This is a genomic window from Flavobacterium sp. (assembly GCF_004211145.1).
Classification (GTDB): domain Bacteria; phylum Bacteroidota; class Bacteroidia; order Flavobacteriales; family Flavobacteriaceae; genus Flavobacterium.
Genome location: NZ_SEBS01000033.1, coordinates 13661 through 38279, shown reverse-complemented (window position 1 = coordinate 38279; position 24619 = coordinate 13661). Strand labels below are relative to the sequence as shown.

The window sequence follows — 24619 nt, the reverse complement described above, 5'->3', positions numbered from 1 at the left end:
TCTTGCGTCGCGTAAAAAGCGTTCGTGATCAGATTCAATAAAACGCGTCCGATGTCTTGAGGAATGACTTTTACCTTTGGAAGATTTTCGGCGAAGTTCGTGATCAATTCGGCGTTGAAGCTTTTGTCTTTCGCGCGAAGCCCGTGGTAGGCCAATCGCAGGTATTCATCGGCTAAAGCATTGATGTCGGTCGGTTCTTTCTCGCCCGATGTACTTCGGGAATGTTGCAGCATGCCTTTTACGATGGCGTCGGCGCGTTTGCCGTGATGGGAAATTTTTTCGAGATTTTGTTTGATATCGGACAGAATCTCGTCGACCAACGTTTCGTCCCGTTCGTCATTCGTCTTTCGTCTTTCGTCTAAAATCTCGTCAACCAGCTCGTTCGAAACATCTGAAAAGTTATTGACGAAATTCAACGGGTTCTGTATTTCATGCGCGATTCCAGCCGTCAGTTCCCCGAGTGACGCCATTTTCTCCGACTGGATCAATTGGGATTGCGTGGCTTTCAATTCTTCCAAAGTAACTTCTAACTTCTGTTTTTGTTCACCTAATTGCTTGTTCGATTTTTGCTTTTGGAGGTTATTCTTAAAAAGTAAGAGCGCTACGACCAGCAGTACGGCAAGCCCCGCAATAAAAGCATACTGTCTGAGCTGGGTTTGATAGCCAATCTGGTTTTGGCGCAATTCATCGGCGCGTTTTTGCTCTCGGGAAATGGCTTCCTGAATAGATTTGATGTTATTGGTCCCGAAGAGTTCTTCCTGTGTCTTTTCTTTGAGTTTTTGGATATGATAGGCCTGTTTATAATCGGCTTTTCTTTCGTACGCCTTGGACAGGATCGCGGCAGCTTCAAGAATCATGATTCTAAAAGGCCCTTTTTTTGCTGCGCCCATGGCTCTATCGGCGTACAAAATCACGGAGTCGGTCTGTTTTTTGAGCTCATAGGTCGCAGCGATTTTGTTGCACGTAAAAGCTTCGTTCCTGTAATTACCTTCTTTTACGGAAATGTCCAGCGCTATATCATAAAGTTTCAAGGCCTTCTCAAAATTTCCCCTTAACACTTCAAGGTTTCCTAAATTTCTGTAAAAAGAAAGCTGCGATTGCCCCGACTCTTTGAACTTTGGACTTTTATTCGCAATATCCAGATAGAAAGCTGCCGAATCAACCATTCCTAACCGAACGTATGCTCCCGCCGTATTCACGTTAAGCAGATAAATCCTGCTGAGATCATTCTCCCGCTTTGCGATTTTTCTGGCTTTTTGGTAATAGGAAATAGCGCGCTTGTGGTCATTTAGGTCAAGATAAATGATACCTAGTAAATTGTAGGCGCGCAGTTCGGATTGCGGCAGGTTGTTTTTTTTCGACAAAGCCACCGCCTTGAATGCCAGATCAAGCGCAATAGCGAGATTTCCAATTTCACGATGCAAGGAAGATCGAGCTCCAAGTACATTGGTCTGTCCTTTTTTATAGCCGATTTTATTCGATAAAACCGTTATTTTATCAACATAATAAAAAGCCGAATCAGGTTTTGACAACGAATATTCACTTACAAGGGCGAACATCTTCTGAATCCTAACGGTATCGTGGCTGGCCGATTGGAGTTCAGTCTTTATACTGTCAACCAACGTTTTTTGTTGGGCGAAACCCATTGCCGATAACAACGCAACGCTCAGGAGGATAATCTGTTTCATGCCATGGAAAGTGTTATTGTGAAGGTTGTTCCGTTGCTCGGGACCGATGTGGCGTGTATAGTTCCACCATGCGCTTTCACGATATCATACGCCAAACTCAATCCCAAACCGGTTCCTTCACCAGTTGGTTTCGTCGTGAAAAACGGCTGGAATATTTTGTCGACGATTTCCGATGGAATGCCGTTTCCATTGTCTTTTACCGAAATTTCGATGTTGTTTCCGACCGATGATGTCGAAACCTCAACCATCGGCTTGAAACTTTCACCTTCAAATTTTGAACGTTCTTGCGTCGCGTAAAAAGCGTTCGTGATCAAGTTCAGCAAAACGCGTCCGACGTCTTGTGGAATGACGTTTACCTTTGGAATATTTTCATCGAAGTTCGTGATCAATTCGGCGTTAAAACTCTTGTCTTTCGCGCGTAAACCGTGATACGCCAATCGCAGGTATTCATCGGTCAAAGCATTCAAATCGGTTGCTTCTTTTTCGCCTGACGTCGTGCGAGAATGTTGCAACATGCCTTTTACGATGGCGTCGGCGCGCTTGCCGTGATGGCTGATTTTTTCAAGGTTCTGATCGATGTCCGAAAGTATCTCGTTAACGAATTCGTCATCCCGTTCGTCATTAGTCTTTCGTCTTTCGTCTAAAATTTCCACAATCAACTCACGGCTCACATCACTAAAATTATTGATGAAATTCAACGGATTCTGGATTTCGTGCGCGATTCCGGCTGTCAATTCACCGAGCGACGCCATTTTTTCACTTTGGATGAGTTGGGATTGGGTCGACTTCAAATTGGCCAGCGTATTCTCAAGAGCCTTGTTGGCTTTCTGTTTTTGCCTGTTGTTTCGAAACAGGAACAAACCAATCCCGATAAAAACAGCGAGCCCGGCTGCAAAAATATACGTGTTGAACTTGCTTTCTTCTTCGACTTTTTTCTTTTCGAGTTGCTGTAAACGCATCGCCTGATCGAAGTCGACGGTTTGGTATTTGCGCAGATTTTCGTTCGCGATCCGGTTCAGGCTGTCGCCTAAAGGCACGATTATTTTGTAATATGCCAAAGCGCTGTCATTTTGCTTGGCAAGCATGTACAGCTTAGCCAATCGGCGGTATATTGAAAGCCCTCTGTCAGGCATATCCACAGTCTCGATTCCTTCCAAAGCCTTTTTCATGTAAAAGATGCTCGCATCGAGATGGTTTTTCTTGTAAGCGACCATTCCCAAAGAAAAGTAACCGTCAGATCGCATTGCCAAGCGCTGGTTTCGTTCACTGACTTCTATGGCCTTGCGCGCATAGATTTCGGTTGAATCGTACGCTTTTTTACGGTAGTGGAAACGCCCGATACTTAGCAGTATGTTTTCCTTATAATTTTCAAAACCTATCGCATCGGCGAACGCCAACCCTTTTCGGCTGTAATAAATCGCCGAATCGCCGTTTAACAATGCGTTTCCGATATTCATATAAGCGACCGACATCGTAGTAGTGTCACCTATAGTTCGGGCAATTTTTGCGGCTTCGCGATATCCGGCGAGTTGTTTTTTGCCGGTGCCTGTGTATCCGTAAACGTGCGCCCGGTCGTGTATGGTATTTGCCAAAACATTCAGCTTTGCGTGATGAGGATTTCCATCTGACGTGAAATACCGCAAACCCCAAATGTTCTTCTCGCAATCTTTGCTTTCAAGGATGTCAAAGGCTTCTATAAATGCTTTGGCGGCTTTTGCATAATCACCCTGATACGCCGAAGAATATCCGATGTACCAATTGGCCTGAACCTGCCACAAAAATTGCTTGAGTTGTTTGGTAAGTTTCAATTCCTGCTCTGCATAATATAGCGAACGGTCGTTGCTTACCGCCTGATAGTAAAAACTGAGCTCTTTGTTTATGGCCATGCGAACTCCTTTGTCGGGTTCGGTTTTCAACCTGATTTCCAAACTATCGGCCTGCTTCTTCGTGTAATTTTTATAAAGTGGGTTTTGTGCCATACCAATTGCGGGCTGGGCGAACGCTGTCGCAAATGCGAAAAACAAGACGAAACTTGTGTAAAAGTGCTTCATGCGTTTTGTTTGTTTATACCCGTGACTGTCGATCTCATCCCATCATGGGCGCTGCTGTTGACAATCATTTTTCCAGATTGTTCTTTTCAGGAAATGTCATTGTTCATTCCCATACAAGGTCATCGCCGACCGCACGCCTTGACGGAACAGGTCGTGGCACGTCGCATCAGCAACTCGTCAAAAAGTAGGTTGTGGTAAAAAATGTTTGGAATATAAGGCGAACAACGCGAAATCAGCGACAACTCCAATCGCGCTTACTATCGTATTGTTTGCCAGCAATGTACGAAAGTTCGCGAATAAATCTCAAGATAGAAATTCATTTCTTTAACAGTTTTTTGAAGTGCAAGACATTTTACTCAAGCGTAAAATCCGCTCACGAACATGATTGTTATATCGGTTCGACGAGCATCGTCCCGCAGTGTCCATATAATTTGTGTTTTCGATTATTCGCACCACGTCCGAAAATTGAAAACAACGGCAAGGCAAATTTCTCAATCCTGTCGTTTTGATTTGAATTTTAGAAAGTTACGTCGGCAACGAAACGATAAAAACCGTCCCGTTTCCTTCCCTGGATTCCACTTTGAGGGAGCCGCCGTGTCCTTTCGTGACAATGTCGTAACTCATGCTTAATCCCAAACCGGTTCCCTCGCCCGTTGGTTTCGTGGTGAAAAACGGCTGGAAAATCTTGTCGATGATGCTTTTGGGAATTCCGTTCCCGTTATCGCTCACATGAATTTCTACCACGCTGTCGTTTAGCAATGTACGAACTTCGAGCGTCGGTTTGAAACTTTCGCCTTCGGATTTTTTGCGCTGCTGTGTCGCATAAAACGCATTCGTAAATAAATTGAGCAGCACGCGCCCGATGTCTTGCGGCAAAACGTTCGCCTTGGGTTGCTTTTCGTCGAAATGCGTGACGAGCTCGGCATTGAACATCTTGTCCTTGGCGCGCAGACCGTGGAACGCGAGCCGTAAGTATTCGTCGGTCAACGAATTGATATCGATGCGTTCTTTTTCACCCGACGATGCGCGGCTGTGTTGCAACATCCCTTTCACGATACCGTCGGCGCGGCGGCCGTGATGCACGATTTTTTCGAGGTTTTGTTTGATGTCCGACAAAATCTCGTCGACCAACGTTTCGTCCCGTTCGTCATTTATTCCGCTGTGCTCCATACAATTCGGGCAAAGCCCTCGGGTCGTCTTTCGTCTTTCGTCCAAAATTTCGTCTACAAGTTCGTTGCTGACTTCTGAGAAGTTCTTGACGAAATTCAAAGGATTCTGGATTTCATGCGCGATTCCGGCAGTCAATTCGCCCAAAGACGCCATTTTTTCAGATTGGATCAATTGGGATTGGGTCGACTTCAAGTCGGTCAAAGTGTGCTGCAAGATGCGGTTGGCTTTTTTGTTTTGTCGATTGTTCCGATACAGCAACGACGCGATGATCAGGAAAATCCCGATTCCCGCGAGCAGCACATATTGGCGTTGCCTGTTTTGGTTCTCGATGAGTTTCGTGGCGGCTTCGCGGTCGCGTTCCTGTTCGTCCAGCACGATGCGTTGCAATTTCTGGAAACGTTCCACGCCCATGAGGCTGTCTTTCTCGATCATCGCGAGCGAAAGGTATTTGTGGGCGCTGTCGTATTCGCGTCGGCTTGCGTAAAACTCATTGAGCAGCAACGAAGCGTCGTACAATCCTTTTCTAAATGAAACCTTTTTGCCCGACAAAATGGCGTTTCGCGCATATTTCAACGTGGAATCGGCGACGTTGAGTTCGCTGTATAATTTGGCCAGGAATAAGTTGTTCATCGTGAGATTGCGAACGTCGTTGTCGGTGTTTGCCTCGACGATTCCGCGTTTGTAGAACCACATCGCCTTTTGGTTGTCGCCGTTGAGTTTGTGCGCATTTCCCATTCGGAACATGACTTCGGGAATCGTGAAATCGACGCGGTTGTTCGGATCTTTTTGGCTCGCGTCGTATACGATCTTCTGGAAATACAAAGCCGAATCGCGCATTTTCCGCAACTCGTAAATGTTGCCGATGTTCGACATTTCGTTATAGTAGAACGCCTTGTCGCCGATGGATTTGAACAACAGCATCGATTTGCGGTAATATTCGTTCGCCTTTTTGTAGTCGGCGAGTTCCATGTAGGTATTCCCGATGCGGTTTTGGGCGAGTGCGATCATGGATTTGTCGGCGTTCGCTTCGGCCAACCGCAACGCTTCGAACTGGAACTCGAGCGATTCGGGCAATTTCCCCGACTCGAGGAACGTCGCGCCTTTGAGCGATAGCAGGAACGGCATCTCGCGCATGGAAAACGGTTCGTATTTCGATTTGATCTTCGCATTGAGTTCGAGTGCGCGGTCGATATAGAAAAACGAGGAATCGATGTCTGAAAACCGGTACCGGCTTCCCAGTTGCGCCAAAGCGGCGACCCGGATGGTATCGTTTTTGGCGGCCTTCAATTCCTTGTGGAAAGCCGCTTGCTTTTCAGGTGACAATTGGGCGAAAGACGAATTCGGTAAAATCAGTCCGACCAAAATCAAAAACAGCGCTCGATGCGATTTGTGTTTCAAAAGGTCCGAAAAATTGGGTGACGCGTAGGTACTGTGGCAGTTGTTCATGTGGTTGGATCAAGCGGAGAAATCGAAAGCTGCTTTCGTGTGATCGGGCATTTCACGAAACGGCTCGTCGAATTGTAAAATAAACGAAAATTTGGTTCGTAAACTACTTTTATGGCGGCAAAGCGCTTTACTTCGTCTTTGCGATTGCGTATCTTTCGGCCAACGATATTCCAGAACAAATGAATCCACTCGACCTCAACGAAATAACGAAACGTTCGCTCGATATCCGCGAACGTTACCACGAACTCGAACAGCAATTCCACGGCAGTGAATGGACTGTCACGGAAGATGCGCTCGCATTTTTGACCGACGCGGGTCTCGTCGGACGGCATGCGATGTCACAACAAGGCCGCTGGCCAAAAGAGAATACGCAAGGCGAATTGCAGCACAAGATCGGGGAATGCATCTGGTGGCTTGCAGTGCTTTCAAGCCGAATGGAGATCGATCTCGACGAGGCCGTGCGTGAATTTCTCGCAAAAACCGAGAAAATGCTCGACAAATAAATCCCGATCGTCTGCCTAAAAAATCGTTTCGTCGATTTGTTTAAAACTGCAATCGTTTTCGTTGACAATTACTGTTAATGCGATGCAAATATTTTTTTTCGGAATATAACTTTCCATTACTTTTGGCCTCGAAATGAGGACCGTCTTTATTCTTTTCGTATCCCTGTTTTCCTTTTTATTGAAAGGAAACATCGCCGCAGCTAACGTCGCGCAACACGATCTTGTTGCCGATTCGCATGCGCACGAGGTAGCGAAATCGATGAACGACAAGACGGCCACGACCGATTGGGGCTGTACGCTTTTAGAAGACGCCGACCTCGATTTTGGGGACGACAACGTCTCGGGTAACGACATCGCGCCGAAATACCTTGGCAGGCAACTGTTCGTTACGGTTTCACATTTCACGGCTTCAGGCCATTCCACTCCCCGACTCGCTTTAAAGAAGCGTGGTAACAATTATCCGCCGTTCTGCGGACAATCATCCCCTATTTACATTACCAACAGAGTCATCAGGATTTGATCCTGCCGCGCAGCAGTCGCAGGCAGTACATCCTTTCGTAGTTTGAGCGGGACATTCACCCGTTTTGGCTATTCGGCATGCTTTCTTGCGATTGCTGTTCTTACGTTCCCAGAATCCCTTAGAACCAAAAAAAGCATTTTTAATCGCTAATTTTCATTCACACCATGAAGAAATTTGCCGTTTGCACAGGCCTGTTCGCGCTTTTGTGCCTCGCCAGCTGTACAGCTAAAAAAGAAGAAAAAGAAGAAGCCGGAAAGTTTACCGTAACCAATCCGATCGAGATCGACACGACGTTTACCAAAGAATACGTATCCCAGATCCGTTCGGTGCGCAACATCGAAATCCGCGCCCAGGAAAAAGGTTTCCTACAGAATATCTACGTCGACGAAGGCCAGTTCGTACAGGCCGGACAAGTACTTTTCCGCATCATGCCAAAGATGTATGAAGCCGAATTGTACAAAGCCCAGGCTGAACAAAAAGCCGCCCAAATCGAATTGCAGAACGCGAAACTGCTCGCCGACAAGAACGTCGTATCCAAGAACGAGCAATTGGTCGCCCAAGCCAAACTGGAACAGGCGAAGGCCGAGGTCGCGATGGCCAAACTGCACTTGGCGTTCACTGAAATCAAGGCGCCGTTCGCCGGAACGATTGACCGCATCCCCAAAAAACTCGGCAGTCTGATCGATGAAGGCGAATTGCTCACGAGTTTGAGTGACAACACCGATATGTTCGCGTATTTCAACGTTTCGGAACCCGAATACATCGACTATCAAACCAACGTCAAAGACCGTGGTGATAACGCCGTGACGTTACTTTTGGCCAACAACACGCCGCTCAAATACAAGGGAAAAGTCGAGGTCATCGAAGGAGAATTCGACAATGAAACCGGAAACATCGCGTTCCGTGCCAAATTCCCGAACCCGGACAAACTCCTGAGAAACGGGGAAACAGGTAAAGTTCTGTTGACCGTCCCGATGAAAAACGCACTCATCATCCCGCAAAAAGCAACCTACGAGATCCAGGACAAAAAATATGTCTTCGTGGTCGACGCCAAGAATACCGTGCGTTCGAGAGAAATCACGATCACCGGTGAAATGCCCGATCTATATGTGGTGAAAAGCGGCATCCGCGCCACCGACAAAATCCTGCTCGAAGGCGTGCAAAAAGTGCGTGACGACGAAAAAATCGAGTTCACTTACGAGAAGCCCCAAGAGGTCATGGCAAGTTTGAAACTCAGAGCCGAATAAGGACACCTAAATCAAGAAATCATGTTTAACAGATTCATACAAAGGCCAGTCCTTTCCATAGTCATCTCGCTCGTCATCGTGTTTTTGGGCGTTTTGGCACTCATACAGTTGCCGGTTACGCAGTTCCCATCGGTGTCGCCTCCAAAGGTGAACGTGACCGTGGAATATCCGGGAGCGAACAACGAATTGCTCATCAAATCGGCAATTATTCCATTGGAACGCGCGATAAACGGTGTTCCGGGAATGAAATACATGGCGTCCGACGCGGGTAACGACGGCGAAGGAACGATCCAAGTCGTATTTAATTTGGGCACCGATCCGAACGTCGCCTCGCTCAACGTGCAGAACCGCGTGGCTTCGGTCACCAACAAACTGCCGCCGTTGGTCATCCGCGAAGGCGTCAAGATCACGCGAGAGGAATCGAACATGTTGATGTACGTCAACTTGTATTCGACCGACAAGAACACCGACCAGAAATTCCTGTTCAATTTCGCCGACATCAATATTTTGCCCGAACTGAAACGCGTCGACGGCGTCGGGGTTGCCGACATTTTGGGTAACCGCGAATACGCGATGCGCATCTGGTTAAAGCCCGATCGTATGCTTGCCTACAAGATTTCGGCCGAAGAAGTCATGGAAGCGCTCTCATCCCAAAGTCTCGAGGCATCGCCCGGAAAAACGGGTGAAGCGTCCGGTAAAAGATCGCAATCGTTCGAATATGTCCTGAAATATTCGGGCCGATTCACGACTGAGGACCAATACCGGAATATCATCCTGCGCTCGAGTTCGAACGGCGAGATCCTGCGGCTTAAAGATGTCGCCGATGTGGAATTCGGAAGTTCGATGTACGACATCTATTCGAATCTGAACGGACGTCCGTCAGCCGCGATCACGCTCAAGCAATCTTACGGAAGCAACGCCCAGCAAGTCATCGAGGACGTCAAGACCAAACTCGAGGAAATCAAGAAAAGTTCGTTCCCGAAAGGAATGGATTACGAGATCAGTTACGACGTTTCGAAATTCCTCGACGCGTCGATCGAGAAAGTATTGCACACGCTTGTCGAGGCGTTTATCCTCGTCGGCTTGGTCGTGTTTATCTTTTTGGGCGACTGGCGTTCGACGATCATTCCGGCACTTGCGGTTCCCGTTTCGCTGATCGGGACGTTTTTCTTCATGCAATTCTTCGGGATCACGATCAACCTGATCACGTTGTTCGCACTCGTACTCGCGATCGGTGTCGTCGTCGATGATGCGATCGTCGTGATCGAGGCCGTGCACGCCAAGATGGAAGAGGAACATTTGAAACCGAGAAAGGCCACGCAAAAAGCCATGAAGGAAATTGCGGGTGCGATCATCGCGATCACGTTTTTGATGGCCGCGGTGTTTATTCCGGTTGCGTTCATGACGGGTCCGGTCGGGATTTTTTACCGACAATTCTCGATCACGATGGCGACCGCGATCATCTTGTCGGGCATCGTAGCCTTGACGCTCACGCCTGCTTTGTGCGCGATGATCCTCAAAAACAACCACGGACAGCCTAAGAAGAAAACGCCGATCAACCGATTCCTTGGCAGTTTCAATCGCGGGTTCGACAAGATGTCGGGCAAATACGAAAAACTGTTGAAGATTGTCGTGAACCGACGCGTGGTAACATTCGGAACGCTGATCATCTTCTCCATCGCGACGTATTTCCTAAGCGGAACCGTTCCCGGCGGATTCATCCCGGGCGAAGACCAAGGCATGTTCTACGCGATCATCCAAACGCCGCCTGGTTCGTCGTTGGAACGCACGAACCAAATCGCTGAACGCCTGCAAAAGATCTGCGAGAGCGTCGATGGCGTGCAATCGGTGTCATCATTGGCAGGTTACGAAGTCTTGACCGAAGGTACGGGCGCGAACTCGGGAACCTGTCTGATCAACCTTAAGGATTGGACGCAGCGCAGCCAAACGTCTCGCGAGATCATCGAAGAACTCGAGGAAAAATCGAAGGACATCGCGGGTGCACAGATCGAATTCTTCGCACCTCCGGCCGTACCCGGTTATGGAGCCGCGGGTGGTTTCGAGTTGCGCTTGCTCGACAAAACGGGCACGAACGACTACAAGAAAATGGAACAGGTCAACAATGATTTCGTGCGCGAGCTTAAATCGCGTCCCGAATTGTCGTCGGTGTTCAGTTTTTTCAGCGCGAGTTTCCCGCAATACATGTTGCATATCGACAACGACATCGCACAGCAGAAAGGCGTTTCTATCGAGAATGCGCTCAACACGATGTCGACTTTGGTCGGAAGTAACTATGAGATCAGCTTCATCAAATACGGCCGCGCGTATAAAGTAATCGTACAGGCCGCGGCCAATTATCGTGCGCTTCCTGAAGACATTTTAAAATTGTACGTGAAGAACGACCGAGATGAAATGGTGCCGTTCTCGGCGTTTATGCGCATGGATAAAGTATATGGATTGTCTGAAATTACGCGCCAGAACATGTACACGGCGTCGGAAATCTCAGGTTCATCGGCTCCCGGATACAGCAGCCAGCAAGCGATCGACGTGATCAAGGAAGTGGCTGAAAAGAAACTGCCGCGCGGCTACGGAATCGACTGGGCCGGTATTTCCAAAGATCAGGTCGCGCAAGGCCATCAGGCGGTTTGGATTTTCCTCATCTGTCTTGGGTTCGTGTATTTGATCCTGTCGGCCCAATATGAAAGTTTCGTGCTGCCGTTCGCGGTGTTGCTGTCGCTGCCGATCGGAATCTTCGGCGCATTCTTTTTGCTGCAACTCACGGGCTTGGAGAACAACATATACGCCCAGATCGCGATGGTCATGCTCATCGGGCTTTTGGGTAAAAACGCCGTATTGATCGTGGAATTCGCGGTCCAGAAACACAGTGAAGGCGCGACGGTTCTCGAAGCCGCGATGGAAGGCGCTTCGGTGCGTTTCCGTCCGATCCTGATGACATCGTTCGCGTTCATCGCCGGTTTGATCCCGCTTTGTCTCGCGACAGGTCCGGGCGCCGTCGGAAACCGAACCATCGGAACCGCGGCCGCAGGAGGAATGTTGTTCGGGACGTTGTTCGGCGTGATCATCATTCCGGGATTGTACTACGTTTTCGGGAAGATTTCCGAGAAGACCAAGTTTGTCAAAAACGAAGAAGAAAGTCCGTTAACCGAAGAAATCGAAAACCATGAATAAGTTAAAATATATAATCGCAGTCGGGGTTGCCGCGAGCGTCGTCGGATGCAAGGTGCCACAGGCCGCTACCGCCGGCGAACAGCAACCGCTTCCTGAGAAGTTCGTCACATCGACCGATACGGCGAATACGTCAAGCGTGAAATGGCGCGAATTTTTCACCGACCAGAACCTGATTGACCTCATCGATATCGCGATCAAGAACAATCAGGAACTCAACATCACGCTGCAGGAAATCGAAATCGCGCGCAATGAAGTCCGAGTCAGAAAAGGCGCGTATTTGCCGACTGTCGGGCTTCGAGCCGGAGCCGGAGTGGAAAAAGTCGGACGCTACACGAGCCAAGGCGCCGGAGATGCGACGACTGAAATCAAGCCCGGAACCGAAACACCCGATCCGCTTGGCGATTTCACGGTCGCAGCCGTTGCGAATTGGGAAGTCGACATCTGGAAAAAACTTCGGAACTCGAAGAAAGCCGCGGTAAGCCGTTACTTGTCGACGATCGAAGGCAAGAATTTCGTGATCACGAACTTGATCGCCGAAGTCGCGAACTCGTATTACGAACTGCTCGCGCTCGACAACCAGCTTGACATCGTGCGCCAGAACATCGCATTGCAAAAGAACGCGCTCGAAATCGTAAAGGTGCAGAAAGAAGGCGCGCGTGCCACCGAACTCGGCGTCCAGAAATTCCAGGCCGAAGTGAGCGCGTCACAAAGCCTCGAGTTCGAAATCCTGCAAAAAATCAAGGAAACCGAGAACCGAATCAATTTCTTGTTGGCGCGTTATCCGCAGGAAATTCCGCGTGACAAAACGAACTTCTTGGATTTGGTTCCAAAGTCGGTACAATCGGGAATTCCATCGCAATTATTGGCGAATAGACCGGACATCAAGCAGGCCGAGTTGGAATTGGCGGCCGCGAAACTGGATGTGAAGACGGCTCGCGCGGAGTTTTATCCGTCGCTTGATATTTCGGCCGCGGTCGGTGTCCAGGCGTTCAAACCGTCGTATTTGGCGACGTTGCCCGAATCGTTGTTGTATTCGATCATCGGAGATCTGACGGCGCCGCTCTTCAACCGAAACCGCATCAAAGCCGAATACGCGAGCGCGAACGCACGCCAGCAACAGGCGCTTCTGGATTACCAACGCACTATCTTGAACGCATATCTTGAAACGTCGAACCAGTTGTCGAAGATCGAGAACATCGGGAAAAGTTATGCGTTGAAATCGCAACAGGTCGATGCCTTGAACAAATCGATCGACGCTTCGAATGATTTGTTCCGATCGGCACGTGTGGATTATTTTGAGGTGTTGATGACGCAGCGTGATGCGCTGGAAGCTAAGCTTGAACTTATGGAAACTAAGAAGGAACAGTTAAATGCTGTAGTGAATGTCTACAGGGATTTGGGAGGCGGTTGGAAATGATCGCTTGGAAAGCCGGCTTGATGCCGGCTTTTTTTTTGCAGCGCAGGCTGGTTGTTTTTGAGTTGAGGGGTTTGTTGGCTTTTTGGAAATAGTAATTCACAACGGAAAGTGTTGGGAATTATTTTTTTTTGGGGAAATCTCAACGGGTTTAAAATGCTTCGCATTTGGGTCGATTTGGTTTTACTATTTGTTGAAACTTTGTTTCGCACCAGTCTTGTTGATTGAAATTGCCGGTTGTTGGCCTCGGAAAGGTTTTTTTATTTATTACCCGTTTCCCTTGGTGGCTTGGAGACTTTGCGTCTTTGTGTTGAAAATGCGTGCGTTGTTGTCGGTTGGTATTCGTTAGATGTTTCTCTCACTGGCGTGAGTGTGTTGCTCGTGCCTTGTTTTTGATTTTTCAAACGCTTCGCATTTGATTCGCCTGCCGGCGGGGCCTTCTTTTGTCTGGCAACAAAAGAAGCAAAAATGCCGGGCGCCAAGTTTCCCAGGCGACCCGGCAGGCAAAAAAATCCTACGCGGCTGGTCGCGCAGGCGCGATTTACAGCCGCGCTTACGGATTTTTGCGCCGCCGGGTCCCCGCCTGTCCAACTAAACGGCGCTGACTAGGTGGAAGTGTTTATTGGATTTTTGCTTGCGCGCGGCGCAAAAATCGTCTCCAGATGATCTTTTGGGTTTGTGATGGCGTTTTGTTTCCAGATTTGCGTTTCAGTTCGTCACGCTTCGATTGGCGTTTGGCTTGAGATCTACGGATGAGGGTCTCGATGGGGGTTTGCTTTGGTGGTGGGCATTTGGTGGTAGGCATTTGGTGGTGGGCATTTGGTAACAATTCGTGAAGATGATTGGATGCAGGCGTGTTGTCCCAAGCAGAATTTGAACAGCAAAAACTAAAAATATTAGAAACTTAATTCGAACCGTGTTTTGAGTTAATTGCGAAATCGAAAACTCATCGAATAATGCAAACTGTTAAGTATCCGTATTGGTGCACACGCGATGCACGTCAAAACCTCCCGTCAAAGACACAACCTACTCGTCCGTCGGAACGCCTCAAAACTTCCCGTCAAAGACATAACCCACTCTTCCATCCAAACCCGATTTTGCAAAGCGCAGCGGCGCAAAATCACGAATAAACACTTCCAATTAGCTAGCGCCGTTTAGTTGGACAGGCGGGCACCCGGCGGCGAGAAAATCCGTTAAGCGCGACAACCTGTTTGAGCGCAGCGAAATCGAAGATTCACGAATTCCATTAAAAAACAAATATAAACGCGTGAGTAGTTTTGTCGCGTAGGATTTTTTTGGCTGCCGGGTCGCCTGGGAAACTTGGCGCCACGCATTTTTGCTTCTTTTGTTGCGAGACAAAAGAAGGCCCCGCCGGCAGGCGAAAACAAATGCGAAGCGTTTGAAAATAGGCAAAAAAAACTGCAGAAAAAAATATAAGTGTGACGTTCCGCATATAATCAAAAAACACAAAAAGCGAAGGATTTAAAAATCACCATAGCACCAGCTAAACCTCACGCCAGAAAAACTCCACTCCCATTAAGAGTTTGATCCCTCAAAAAATCATCCCAAACTTCCCCCAAATTCTACAACACATTTCCCTCCAAAAAACAAGAAATTTATACAAACAAAAAAAAACAGATCATGAAAAAAGCCATCTTCACCCTCGCCGCCTTCCTATGCGTCGCCATAGCGTCGGCCCAAACCGATTCGAGTCGTACGAAATCAAAAAAACCGAAAACTGAAAAGTCATCGACGGAATCGACCGCAAAACAAAATTCCGACAAGAAAACCAAGAAGACGTCCACCTCGGCGACAACGCAAAAGAACCAAACGCCGACGCCTGTTCAAAACAGCACCGACGCCAATTCAACGGCTCCGCAACGGGCAACCGGCACTACGGATCCGGATGGAACGGTTCCGCAACCATAGATGTTAATTGGATTGGACGCTCGAAAATCGTGAGTTTATATTTCGTTTTCGTTGGTGAGAGATTCGATGTTTATTTGCTGTGAAGTCACGAAGACACGAAAGCGCGAAGTTTATTTGATTTGGACATTTCGTTGCTCGTTGATTCGATGACCTTTTTTGCCACGAAGTCACGAAGACACGAAGGCGCGAAGTTTTATTTGATTTCGACATTTCGTTGCGCGTTAATTCGATGCTTTTTTTTGCCACGAAGTCACGAAGGCGCGAAGTTTATTCGATTTGTATAGTTCCTTGCTCGTTAATTCGAGGATTTTTTTATTTGCCACGAAGGCGCGAAGTTCATTCAATTTAGATATTTCGTTGCTCGTTGATTTGAGGACTTTTTTATTTGCCACGAAGACACGAAGGCGCGAAGTTCATTCGATTTGGACATTTCGTTGCGCGTTAATTCAATGGTATTTACTTGCCACGAAGTCACGAAGACACGAAGGCGCGAAGTTCATTTGATTTGAATAGTTCGTTGCTCGTTATTCGATGACTTTTTTATTTGTCACGAAGACGCGAAGACACGAAGTTTTGTTTTCAAAATTCCGTAATCTGTTATTCCACCCAAGTCGCTTAAAACCTCCATCTGCGACAAACAAAGCCTAAAGCTTACTGCCTAAAGCCTAAAGCCCAAAGCAACCTTTTCCCAATATCAATTGTCCATTCCCAATTATCCATTATCTTTGCCCCATGACACTCATTTCCACCGATAACAGCAACAACCAGGAGACCGTGAAGAATGTCTTTACGATGTATCTTGAAAGCAAAGGCCACCGCAAAACGCCTGAGCGCTATGCGATTTTGCAGGAAATTTACGAAAGCGAAGACCATTTTGACATTGAGAACCTTTATATCAAAATGAAGAACAAAAACTATCGCGTAAGCCGCGCCACGCTTTACAACACGATAGAATTGCTGCTCGACTGCGGATTGGTGCGCAAACACCAGTTCGGGCAAAACCAATCGCATTACGAAAAGTCGTATTTCGACAAGCAGCACGACCACATCATCATGACCGACACGGGCGAGGTGATCGAGTTCTGCGACCCGCGCATACAAACCATCAAAAAGACGATCGAGGAGATTTTCGACATCGAGATTCACAACCATTCGTTGTATTTGTACGGGCAGAAACGTAAGATAATTGATAATTGACAGTTGATAATTGACAATTATTTGGGCGTTGCGTCGGCTGGGAAAGATGCGGTAAATTGAAAATTGAAAAAGCCGCCGCCGGGCTATCCGCTCTATCTTTTGCCTTGAAAATACTCGATTGAAATAAAATTCCGGTAGGCAAAAGGATGCCGCTTCCATCCCTAACGCAAACCCCGTTCGACACTAATGAAAACGTCCGCGGAAGACAGATAAAAGATTCAACGAATCAACAGAATAAACAACGTAACTAATTAATAATGAATAATTAATAATGAATAATTCTCAATATGGACAACCTAAGTCGGTTCGCGCCCATTGTTAATTGTTCATTATTAATTATTAATTCAAAAAAAATGGCAGACTTACTACTCGGACTCCAATGGGGAGACGAAGGAAAAGGAAAAATCGTAGACGTACTTACTTCCAAATACGACATCATCGCGCGCTTCCAAGGCGGGCCGAACGCGGGACACACGCTTGAGTTCGACGGCATCAAACACGTTTTGAGAACCATCCCATCGGGCATCTTCCACGAGAACAACATCAACATCATCGGGAACGGCGTCGTGATCGATCCAGTGGTTTTCAAGAGCGAGATCGACGGTTTGGCCAAATTCAACATCGACATCCATTCGCGTTTGATCATCTCGAGAAAAGCGCATTTGATTTTACCGACGCACCGTCTGCTCGACGCGGCTTCAGAAACATCGAAAGGAAAAGCCAAGATCGGATCGACCCTGAAAGGAATCGGCCCGACCTACATGGACAAAACCGGTCGCAACGGCCTTCGCGTCGGAGACATCGAACTCGAGGATTTCAAGGAACGATACCGCACTCTGGCCGATAAGCACGAGGCGATGATCGAATTCTATGGCGTCGAAATGCAATACAATTTACCGGAGCTTGAAAAAGAGTTCTTCGAATCGATTGAAGACTTGAAGAAACTACAATTCATAGACTCCGAAGAATACCTACACCAAGCGCAAAAATCAGGAAAAACCATCCTTTGCGAAGGTGCCCAAGGTTCACTTTTGGACGTCGACTTCGGAACGTATCCGTTCGTGACGTCGTCGAACACGACTGCGGCCGGCGCCTGTACAGGACTCGGCATCGCGCCTAACCAGATAAAGGAAGTCTACGGGATTTTCAAGGCGTATACGACACGCGTGGGCAGCGGTCCATTCCCTACTGAATTGTTCGATGAAGTCGGAGCCGCGATGGCGAAGATCGGGAACGAATTCGGTTCGGTTACCGGTCGTCAGAGACGTTGCGGCTGGCTCGATCTTGTCGCGTTGAAATATGCGATCCGCGTGAACGGCGTGACACAATTGATGATGATGAAAGGCGACGTGCTTTCAGGTTTTGAGACGTTGAAAGTATGTACTTCCTATACATACAAAGGCGAGGAAATCGATCATTTGCCGTACAACATCGAACCTGAGAACGTTTCTCCTGTGTATACCGAACTTCCGGGCTGGCATGCCGATTTGACGGGAATGACGTCGAACGATGCGTTGCCAAAGGAATTGCAGGATTATATCGACTTTATTGAAAAAGAGGTTGAAGTTCCGATTACGATCGTTTCGGTCGGACCGGATAGGAAACAGACGATTTTGAGGTGATTTTTTAATAATGAATAATTAACAATTAATAATTAACAATTGGGCCCTCGAAAATGAGATCGCTCTTGTTTCCAATTCAACACCATTATTCATTATTCATTATTCATTATTCATTGTTAATTATTAATTGAAGTGAAAAAATTTCCGGCTTTCGAGTCGGATTTTTTTTGGGCCAGAATGTTTATCTTTAGGAAAACGATTAAGCGAATGGGTAGGATTTTAGATTTCATCAACCTTGCAAAAGGCGAAGACGATAAAACGACGGTTTTAGAAAATGTGAAGTCCAACATCTCATTCCGAGGCGCAAACTTATGGATCTTGGCTTGTGCGATCGTAGTCGCATCGATAGGTCTGAATGTGAACTCGACGGCCGTCATAATTGGCGCCATGTTGATCTCACCTTTGATGGGGCCGATCATCGGCGCTGGTTTTTCGCTTGGTATCTATGATTTCGGATTGCTAAAAAAGTCGCTCAAAAACCTGTTGATCGCCACTGTGGTCAGTTTGGTGGTATCGACGATTTATTTTTATCTAAGCCCGTTCAAGGAAACGCAATCTGAATTGCTAGCGCGGACATCGCCGAACATCTACGACATTCTCATCGCATTTTTTGGAGGTCTCGTGGGCGTGATTGCCATTACGCGAAAAGAAAAGGGAAACCCCATTCCGGGCGTCGCAATCGCCACGGCATTGATGCCACCGCTTTGCACGGCAGGTTACGGATTAGCCATAGGGAATTTCCGCTTTTTCGCAGGCGCGATTTTCCTATACACGATCAATTGTGTTTTTATATGCGTGGCAACCTTCCTCATCGTGAAATTCCTGAAATATCCAAGGATAATACGTTTCGAGAAGGCGCGAGAAAAGCAGATTACCTATGCGATTACGTTCCTAACGGTTATTTTGCTTTTGCCGAGCGTCTATTTTGCATATGCTTTATTCGAACAGAAGAAATTCGACCAAAAGATCGCGACATACCTCGACCGCGAATTCACTCAAAAAGGCTATACGATCATTTATAAGAACACCGATTTCAAAGGCAATGCGAACAAGATAGAATTGGCACTACTATCCAAGAAGTTCACGCCCGAAGAAAAAAATGAACTCGATTCCCGGCTTTCGATCTACGGACTTGAAAAGACAAAACTCGTGATCCGTCAAGACACGACAAATCTGAAGCAGGACATTTTAAACCAAATTAAAAATGAAAAGGCCGACATCAATCAAAAAGATGTGATGATTTCAGAATTGAAAAAAGAAATCGCCGACAACACCTACGACAACAAATCCCTGCTCGAGGAAGCGAAAGTGCTTTTCCCTTCAGTGACCGATATTTCGATTTCAAACCATCCGTTTCATGTGCAACGCGAAAAAGTCGAAATCTATCCCGTAGCGATATATTCCAGCGTCAAGGAACTGCCCAAATCGGATGTCGAAAAATTAGCCGAATGGATTCGGATACGCATTAAGAAAGTAAAAGTCCAAATATTTTGGAAGCGCGAAAGTTAACGCCAAATTTTGCTTAACGATAATGGCGTTCCCGTTGTTTTTCGTTACTTTCAATATTCGATTTCGCCTTTCGGTACAAAGATGACGGGTGTCAGTTCGTCGAGGAGGCTGTCACGGGGCTGCGCGCTTTCCACCCGTTCGCTCGCACAAGAAAACCCCAACGTCGGCGCTTTATGCGGAATTCCGATCAGCAACACGACGGTCCGGAAGACGAAACGATGTAAGCCTCTGCAATAGAGGCTTTTTTGTTTTTTAACCGACGTTCGACGCGCCGATCCTCGCGAAAAAACATGAAAATTCGTATCTTTAGGCCATGCGCGTAACAAAAGTATTCCACAATTTTTTTGAGTCTGAAAAGTCGGGAGGAATCATCCTGATAATTGCAACGATCGTGTCGCTGGTCATGGCCAACAGCGCGTTGCAATCGCATTACGAGGCGTTTTGGCTGCGCGAATATTTCGACATGTCGATAACAAGTTGGATCAACGATGGCTTGATGGCAATTTTCTTTTTGCTCATCGGGCTGGAACTGGAACGTGAGATTTACGATGGTGAACTCAGCGACATGAAGCGCGCAAGCCTTCCTATTTTCGGGGCGCTCGGCGGCATGCTGGTTCCCGCGGGGATTTACTTGGCGATCAACTTCGGCACATCGGCACAGAACGGAGCCGGAATTCCAATGGCGACCGACATCGCATTCGCGGTCGGGATTTTGTCCCTGCTCGGCAATCGCGTTCCCGCATCGCTCAAGGTATTTTTGACCGCACTCGCCGTGATCGACGATTTGGGAGCGATTCTCGTCATCGCGATTTTCTACACCAAAAGCATTTCGTTTGTCGATCTTGGGATTTCACTCGGGATTTTCGCTTTGCTGGGCGTTTTGAACCTCGTTTTCAAGGTCCGAAACATCATTCCGTACACTGTTGGCGGCGTCGCGATGTGGTGGTTCATGCATCATTCGGGAATCCATGCGACAATTACGGGCGTCCTTCTCGCGTTCGCGCTTCCATTCGGAAATGGGGACGAGAAATCGACCTCGTATCTCGTGCAGAATTTCCTCCATGCGCCCGTCGCGTTTTTCATACTCCCGCTTTTTGCACTAGCCAACACGGCGATCGTGCTCGGCGACCATTGGCAAAGCGGACTCACAAGTTTGGCCGGAATCGGAATCATCTTGGGATTGTTCGTGGGAAAACCACTCGGAATCGGGCTGTTTTCGTACCTCGCGGTCAAATTGAAATTTTGCCGTTTTCCTCAAGGCATAAAGGCGAAGCACATTTTCGGGGTTGGAATCCTGGGTGGAATCGGGTTTACGATGTCGATCTTCATCACATTGTTGGCGTACGACGACGAGCAACTCATCAATACGTCGAAGATGGCGATTTTGATAGCATCGTTGTTATCGGGCGTTTCAGGTTTGGTCGTGCTCAAATTCCTGTTGCGCAAGAAGTACAAACCGAAAATTATTTCGTGAAGACAAAGTACTTTAAAACAATCCAAATCACCGCGCAAAAAATTCCCGTGTAGATAATAAAGCGACCTTGGGTGCGATCGGCTTCCTGATAGACGTGCACGATTTCGCCATTGGGCAGTGTTTTCTTTCGCGAACGCAATCCCCATCCGATCAGGACTCCGATTAATCCTCCGAAAAGCGCGAACGCATATCCGAAAAATATTGCGGCGTATTGGCGTTCGACAGGTTTCGCGAGTTCGTGCATGCGCGCGTCGCGGATCGAATCAAGTTCTTCGGCCGACAATTCCCTGCCACGGTCGCGCAACAGCTTTTGTGCGAGCATGAAATCAAAAGCGCTCCATTCGTCTTTGTGCGCGATTACGTCGAGGAGTTCGGCGTCTGAAAACGAAAGCAAATAATAATCGGCCGGAATGTCCTGCAATTCATCATTCATCGATTCCTCGACTGCTTTCTGCGCCTTCTCGAAATCATCGGGATGCAGTTTCACACGGAATTCCTTTTCGAGATTGCCAGAAAATGTTAGGTCGACATTCGCCGAATTGTCCTCGATCAAGAAATCGATTCCTTTCTTTTCAAGAAATTCTCCCAATGCCGACGCCTCATTTTTCGAATTGAAACGTTCAAAAGTCACGAATTCATCCATTGCCATATCTGTGTTGTTTGCTTGTCCGTTGTTAATTGTTTTCGAGCGATGACGGTCGTATTCCGGTTTGCACGCCGTTGAAACTTTCCATGAAACGTTGGGCGCCTTTCATGTGTCGGCCGATGATTTTCGACGACGAACCGCCGAGCACGTTCACCGTGATCGTTCCGTAATCGAGGAACCAACCCAAGAATCCGCGGGTCACCGTGATGCCGTAAAGGCTTCCTGCGGGAATTTTAGTGTACGTCTTCTGCCAGGGCAACACGCCCGATTCGACGACCAATTCGCCGTTCGTAACCGTCCATTTATAGTTTCGTATCGAGAGATAGCCCAAGATATCGAACCCGAAAAGAATCCATCCGAGCATGGCGACTTTTCCCGTTCCGAACCCGATAAGCAATGTGCAGATAATCGCAATAAACCACACGGGCGCATAGCAAAGCCAGTGTTTTCCAAGTTTCATTTCGAGCATGTTCCGAGCCAAAAGTTTTAGTTGTCAATAGTACGCGATCGCGCGTTTGGTGAGTTGGATGTTTCCGTCGACGTCATCGAGACGCTCGGTCCAGTTGCCGAGTTTATCATGGTTCACGTAAGTAAACTTGCTCAAGGTCGTGCGATCGGGATAAGTTATCCTTTCACTTTTCATGTCGCCCGAATCGTAATAGTCGCGTTCGATCCGCATCGAGAGACTGCCATCGGCATCCCTGACTTCGATCTTGGAAATCCGCCCTTTGTCATCGAAAGAATTCACGGCCTTTTGATAAGGTTTTCCGTCTTTCGTACTGTGCATTTCCTCGGCGAAAAAATTGTCGTGCGTTTTGGTGATCGTCCAGATTTCGGTGGTTTTCCCGGTTAGATCTTTCGAAATCGTACCTGAAACCACGCCATTCCTGTATTGAGGTGTGGAAACTATCGCCAATTTGCCGTCCTGGTCATAACATTCCATGACTTCTTCAAATCCCTTTTTATCGAATTTGAAGGTAACCGAACTCAGCGTATTCGAAGTGTGTCGCTGTAAGCCGACGACTTCCGCGGCGAACGTCGTCATCGTCAATTGTCGGACTTCGCCCAGCAAATTCTGTGCGTCCCAACTGTTGAATCCGCCTTTCCGTGAATTGTCCTGGGCACAACTTACCAAACTTAGCAGGATTACCATCGATATGAATTTGAGGCGTTCCATCAATCGATTTGATAGAGGAACGATTCCGATGGCGCGATCGTCACTTTTACATGTCCGACGCCATTTTCGACGCCGAGTTTGATCGTGCTTTTGCCGTATAATTGGTCGCGGATGATATACGAACCGTCGGCCAGTCCAATTTCTTTTACGACATCGGCGGGAATCATTAAATCGAAGAAGCTGCTTTTTGAGCTTGAGAAATTACAGATGACGATTAGTTTTTGCTTGCCGTTCCATCGCACGAATGAGAAAACATCCTGCGGATATTCGCCATTGGCTCGGTTCGCCGACTGCAACGATTTATATTCGCCCATCAAAGCCGGACTCGTCAACGAGAAATTGAGCAGTCGTTGGTAGAAATCGCGCAAGGTTTTTTCTTCTTTCGTGAGTTTTCCGCCATCGAATTTACCGCCGTTCATCCAGCGTTGGTGCGCCGGAACGCCGACGTAATCGAAAATCGATGTTCGAGATGGCTTTCCGAAACCGGCGTCTTCTTTTCCGGCCTCGCCTACTTCCTGTCCGAAATAGACCATCGTGGGAGAAGTCGAGATCGTGGTCGACAACACCATCATCGGTTTTCCTTTGTGCGCATTGCCCGCGAATTCAGGACTCGCGATGCGTTGCTCATCGTGGTTTTCGAGAAAATGCAGCAAATGGTGCTCGATGTCGCGGTAACCTTCCTGGATTTTCGCGATCTCGTCAGGGTTCGATTTTCCTTGGATCACGTCTTTGAGTTTGTCGTACAGATCGACTTTGTCATATAGATAATCCATTTTTCCGATGTTCACGTAATTGCGATATTCGGCGGGATTGTAAATTTCGGCGAGCAAGAACGCTTTTGGATTTTTCATTTTTATCGCCGAATTCATGTAGCTCCAGAATTCTACGGGAACCATCTCGGCCATGTCGTAACGGAAACCGTCCACGCCTTTCGCGGTCCAATACAGCGCGATATCACGGAATTTCTTCCACGACGATGGCACGTCTTTCTCCTTGCCTTTCCAAAATTCGAAATGCGCCTTGTAGTCCTGTTTGTCGTATCCGAACGGCAGTTGCGGGAATTCCTTCAAGCCGTCGGGCCTGATTCCGTAGTTGATCTTTACGGTTTCATACCAATCGTTTATGTCGGGTTTCGCCTGGCGCGATCCGTTTCCGGTCCATTTTGCGGGACTCTCAGAAAATTTTCCGTCGAGCAATGGATTCTTGTCGCCACCCAATGGTTTGTAATCGTTCGACGTCGGAACCTGGAAATCCTGTCCCGGAATGTAATAAAAGTCATTGTTCTTGTCGTATTCGACTTCCTTGTTGTCGCCAGCGCCGAAATCCTTGACACCTTTCGGGTTGTTCTTGCCTTCGTACTTGCGCGCGATGTGGTTCGGCACGATGTCGATGATGACCTTCAAACCCGCTTTGTGCGAGCGTTCGATAAGCGCTTCGAATTCCTGCAGACGTTTGGCCGGATCGGTCGCAAGATCGGGATTGACGTTGTAATAATCCTTGACCGCGTATGGCGAACCCGCGCGTCCTTTCACGACATCGGGATCGTCGTTGGAAATGCCGTATTTCGTGTAATCGTTGACCAACGCGTGGTGCGGAACGCCCGTGTACCAAATGTGCGTGACGCCGAGTTGGCGGATTTGCTGGAGCGCGACGTCGGTAAAATCGGCGAACTTGCCTACTCCATTTTCCTTAATGGTTCCCCACGGCTTATTTTTGGTTTCCTTGTTTCCGAAAAGACGCGTGAACACTTGATAGACAACGACTTTGCTTTGGGCTTGTTTTTCCTTCATTTTTTTACTGGCGACAACCTGCGCCTGGATGGTAAACGCCGGAAGCA

General features: G+C 47.7%; 17 protein-coding genes. 10 read left to right on the top strand and 7 right to left on the bottom strand.

Annotation, left to right across the window (positions count from 1 at the left end; all coding sequences use genetic code 11):
- From EOO50_RS13920 to EOO50_RS13910, 3 genes are all read right to left on the bottom strand, one after another.
- A partial coding sequence (locus tag EOO50_RS13920) for a tetratricopeptide repeat protein (protein WP_290840884.1) occupies positions 1 to 1688 on the bottom strand: 1688 nt, incomplete at its 3' end.
- On the bottom strand, positions 1685 to 3739 hold the full coding sequence (locus EOO50_RS13915) for an ATP-binding protein (protein ID WP_290840883.1): 2055 nt from the start codon (positions 3737 to 3739) through the stop codon (positions 1685 to 1687). The genes EOO50_RS13920 and EOO50_RS13915, both read right to left, overlap by 4 nt.
- Positions 3740 to 4264: 525 nt before the next feature.
- Positions 4265 to 6355: an ATP-binding protein gene (locus EOO50_RS13910; RefSeq protein ID WP_290840882.1), complete on the bottom strand. Its 2091-nt coding sequence runs from the start codon at positions 6353 to 6355 to the stop codon at positions 4265 to 4267.
- A 179-nt stretch (positions 6356 to 6534) separates the two neighbouring features.
- Here EOO50_RS13910 and EOO50_RS13905 point away from each other — a divergent pair, with 179 nt between their 5' ends.
- The 10 genes from EOO50_RS13905 to nhaA all read left to right on the top strand — a co-directional run bounded on the left by EOO50_RS13905 (position 6535) and on the right by nhaA (position 20959).
- Entirely contained in the window at positions 6535 to 6858 is a 324-nt protein-coding gene (locus tag EOO50_RS13905) for a MazG-like protein (RefSeq protein WP_290840881.1), read from the top strand.
- 133 nt (positions 6859 to 6991) lie between these two features.
- Positions 6992 to 7378 carry a hypothetical protein gene (locus EOO50_RS13900; protein WP_290840880.1) on the top strand — a complete coding sequence of 129 codons (387 nt, stop codon included), beginning with the start codon at positions 6992 to 6994 and terminating at the stop codon, positions 7376 to 7378.
- Between the two features lie 164 nt (positions 7379 to 7542).
- Positions 7543 to 8625 carry an efflux RND transporter periplasmic adaptor subunit gene (locus EOO50_RS13895; protein WP_290840879.1) on the top strand — a complete coding sequence of 361 codons (1083 nt, stop codon included), beginning with the start codon at positions 7543 to 7545 and terminating at the stop codon, positions 8623 to 8625.
- Between the two features lie 21 nt (positions 8626 to 8646).
- Complete coding sequence (locus EOO50_RS13890) at positions 8647 to 11814, top strand: efflux RND transporter permease subunit (RefSeq protein ID WP_290840878.1); 3168 nt, start codon at positions 8647 to 8649, stop codon at positions 11812 to 11814.
- Entirely contained in the window at positions 11807 to 13231 is a 1425-nt protein-coding gene (locus tag EOO50_RS13885) for a TolC family protein (RefSeq protein ID WP_290840877.1), read from the top strand. The genes EOO50_RS13890 and EOO50_RS13885 overlap by 8 nt, the downstream gene beginning before the upstream one ends.
- A 1638-nt stretch (positions 13232 to 14869) precedes the next feature.
- On the top strand, positions 14870 to 15157 hold the full coding sequence (locus EOO50_RS13880) for a hypothetical protein (RefSeq protein ID WP_290840876.1): 288 nt from the start codon (positions 14870 to 14872) through the stop codon (positions 15155 to 15157).
- A gap of 732 nt (positions 15158 to 15889) precedes the next feature.
- On the top strand, positions 15890 to 16354 hold the full coding sequence (locus tag EOO50_RS13875; RefSeq protein WP_290840875.1) for a transcriptional repressor: 465 nt from the start codon (positions 15890 to 15892) through the stop codon (positions 16352 to 16354).
- Between the two features lie 353 nt (positions 16355 to 16707).
- A complete protein-coding gene (locus EOO50_RS13870; protein WP_290840874.1) occupies positions 16708 to 17976 on the top strand; it encodes an adenylosuccinate synthase in 1269 nt (422 codons plus the stop codon).
- Between the two features lie 207 nt (positions 17977 to 18183).
- The gene (locus EOO50_RS13865) at positions 18184 to 19485 is read left to right on the top strand and encodes a TIGR00341 family protein (RefSeq protein ID WP_290840873.1); all 1302 of its coding nucleotides are present in this window, start codon (positions 18184 to 18186) and stop codon (positions 19483 to 19485) included.
- Positions 19486 to 19798: 313 nt separating this feature from the next.
- On the top strand, positions 19799 to 20959 hold the full coding sequence (gene nhaA, locus EOO50_RS13860; protein ID WP_290840872.1) for a Na+/H+ antiporter NhaA: 1161 nt from the start codon (positions 19799 to 19801) through the stop codon (positions 20957 to 20959).
- Here nhaA and EOO50_RS13855 read toward each other — a convergent pair.
- Genes EOO50_RS13855 through EOO50_RS13840 form a run of 4 tightly spaced genes read right to left on the bottom strand, consistent with a single transcriptional unit; the run spans position 20949 to position 24572 of the window.
- A complete protein-coding gene (locus EOO50_RS13855) occupies positions 20949 to 21608 on the bottom strand; it encodes a hypothetical protein (protein WP_290840871.1) in 660 nt (219 codons plus the stop codon). The genes nhaA and EOO50_RS13855 overlap by 11 nt on opposite strands.
- Before the next feature lie 25 nt (positions 21609 to 21633).
- Positions 21634 to 22074 (bottom strand): PH domain-containing protein, encoded by a 441-nt coding sequence (locus EOO50_RS13850; RefSeq protein WP_290840870.1) that lies wholly within the window; start codon positions 22072 to 22074, stop codon positions 21634 to 21636.
- Between the two features lie 24 nt (positions 22075 to 22098).
- Positions 22099 to 22758 carry a hypothetical protein gene (locus tag EOO50_RS13845; RefSeq protein ID WP_290840869.1) on the bottom strand — a complete coding sequence of 220 codons (660 nt, stop codon included), beginning with the start codon at positions 22756 to 22758 and terminating at the stop codon, positions 22099 to 22101.
- Positions 22759 to 22781: 23 nt separating this feature from the next.
- Complete coding sequence (locus EOO50_RS13840) at positions 22782 to 24572, bottom strand: alpha-amylase family protein (protein WP_290840887.1); 1791 nt, start codon at positions 24570 to 24572, stop codon at positions 22782 to 22784.
- Between the last annotated feature and the right edge of the window lie 47 nt (positions 24573 to 24619).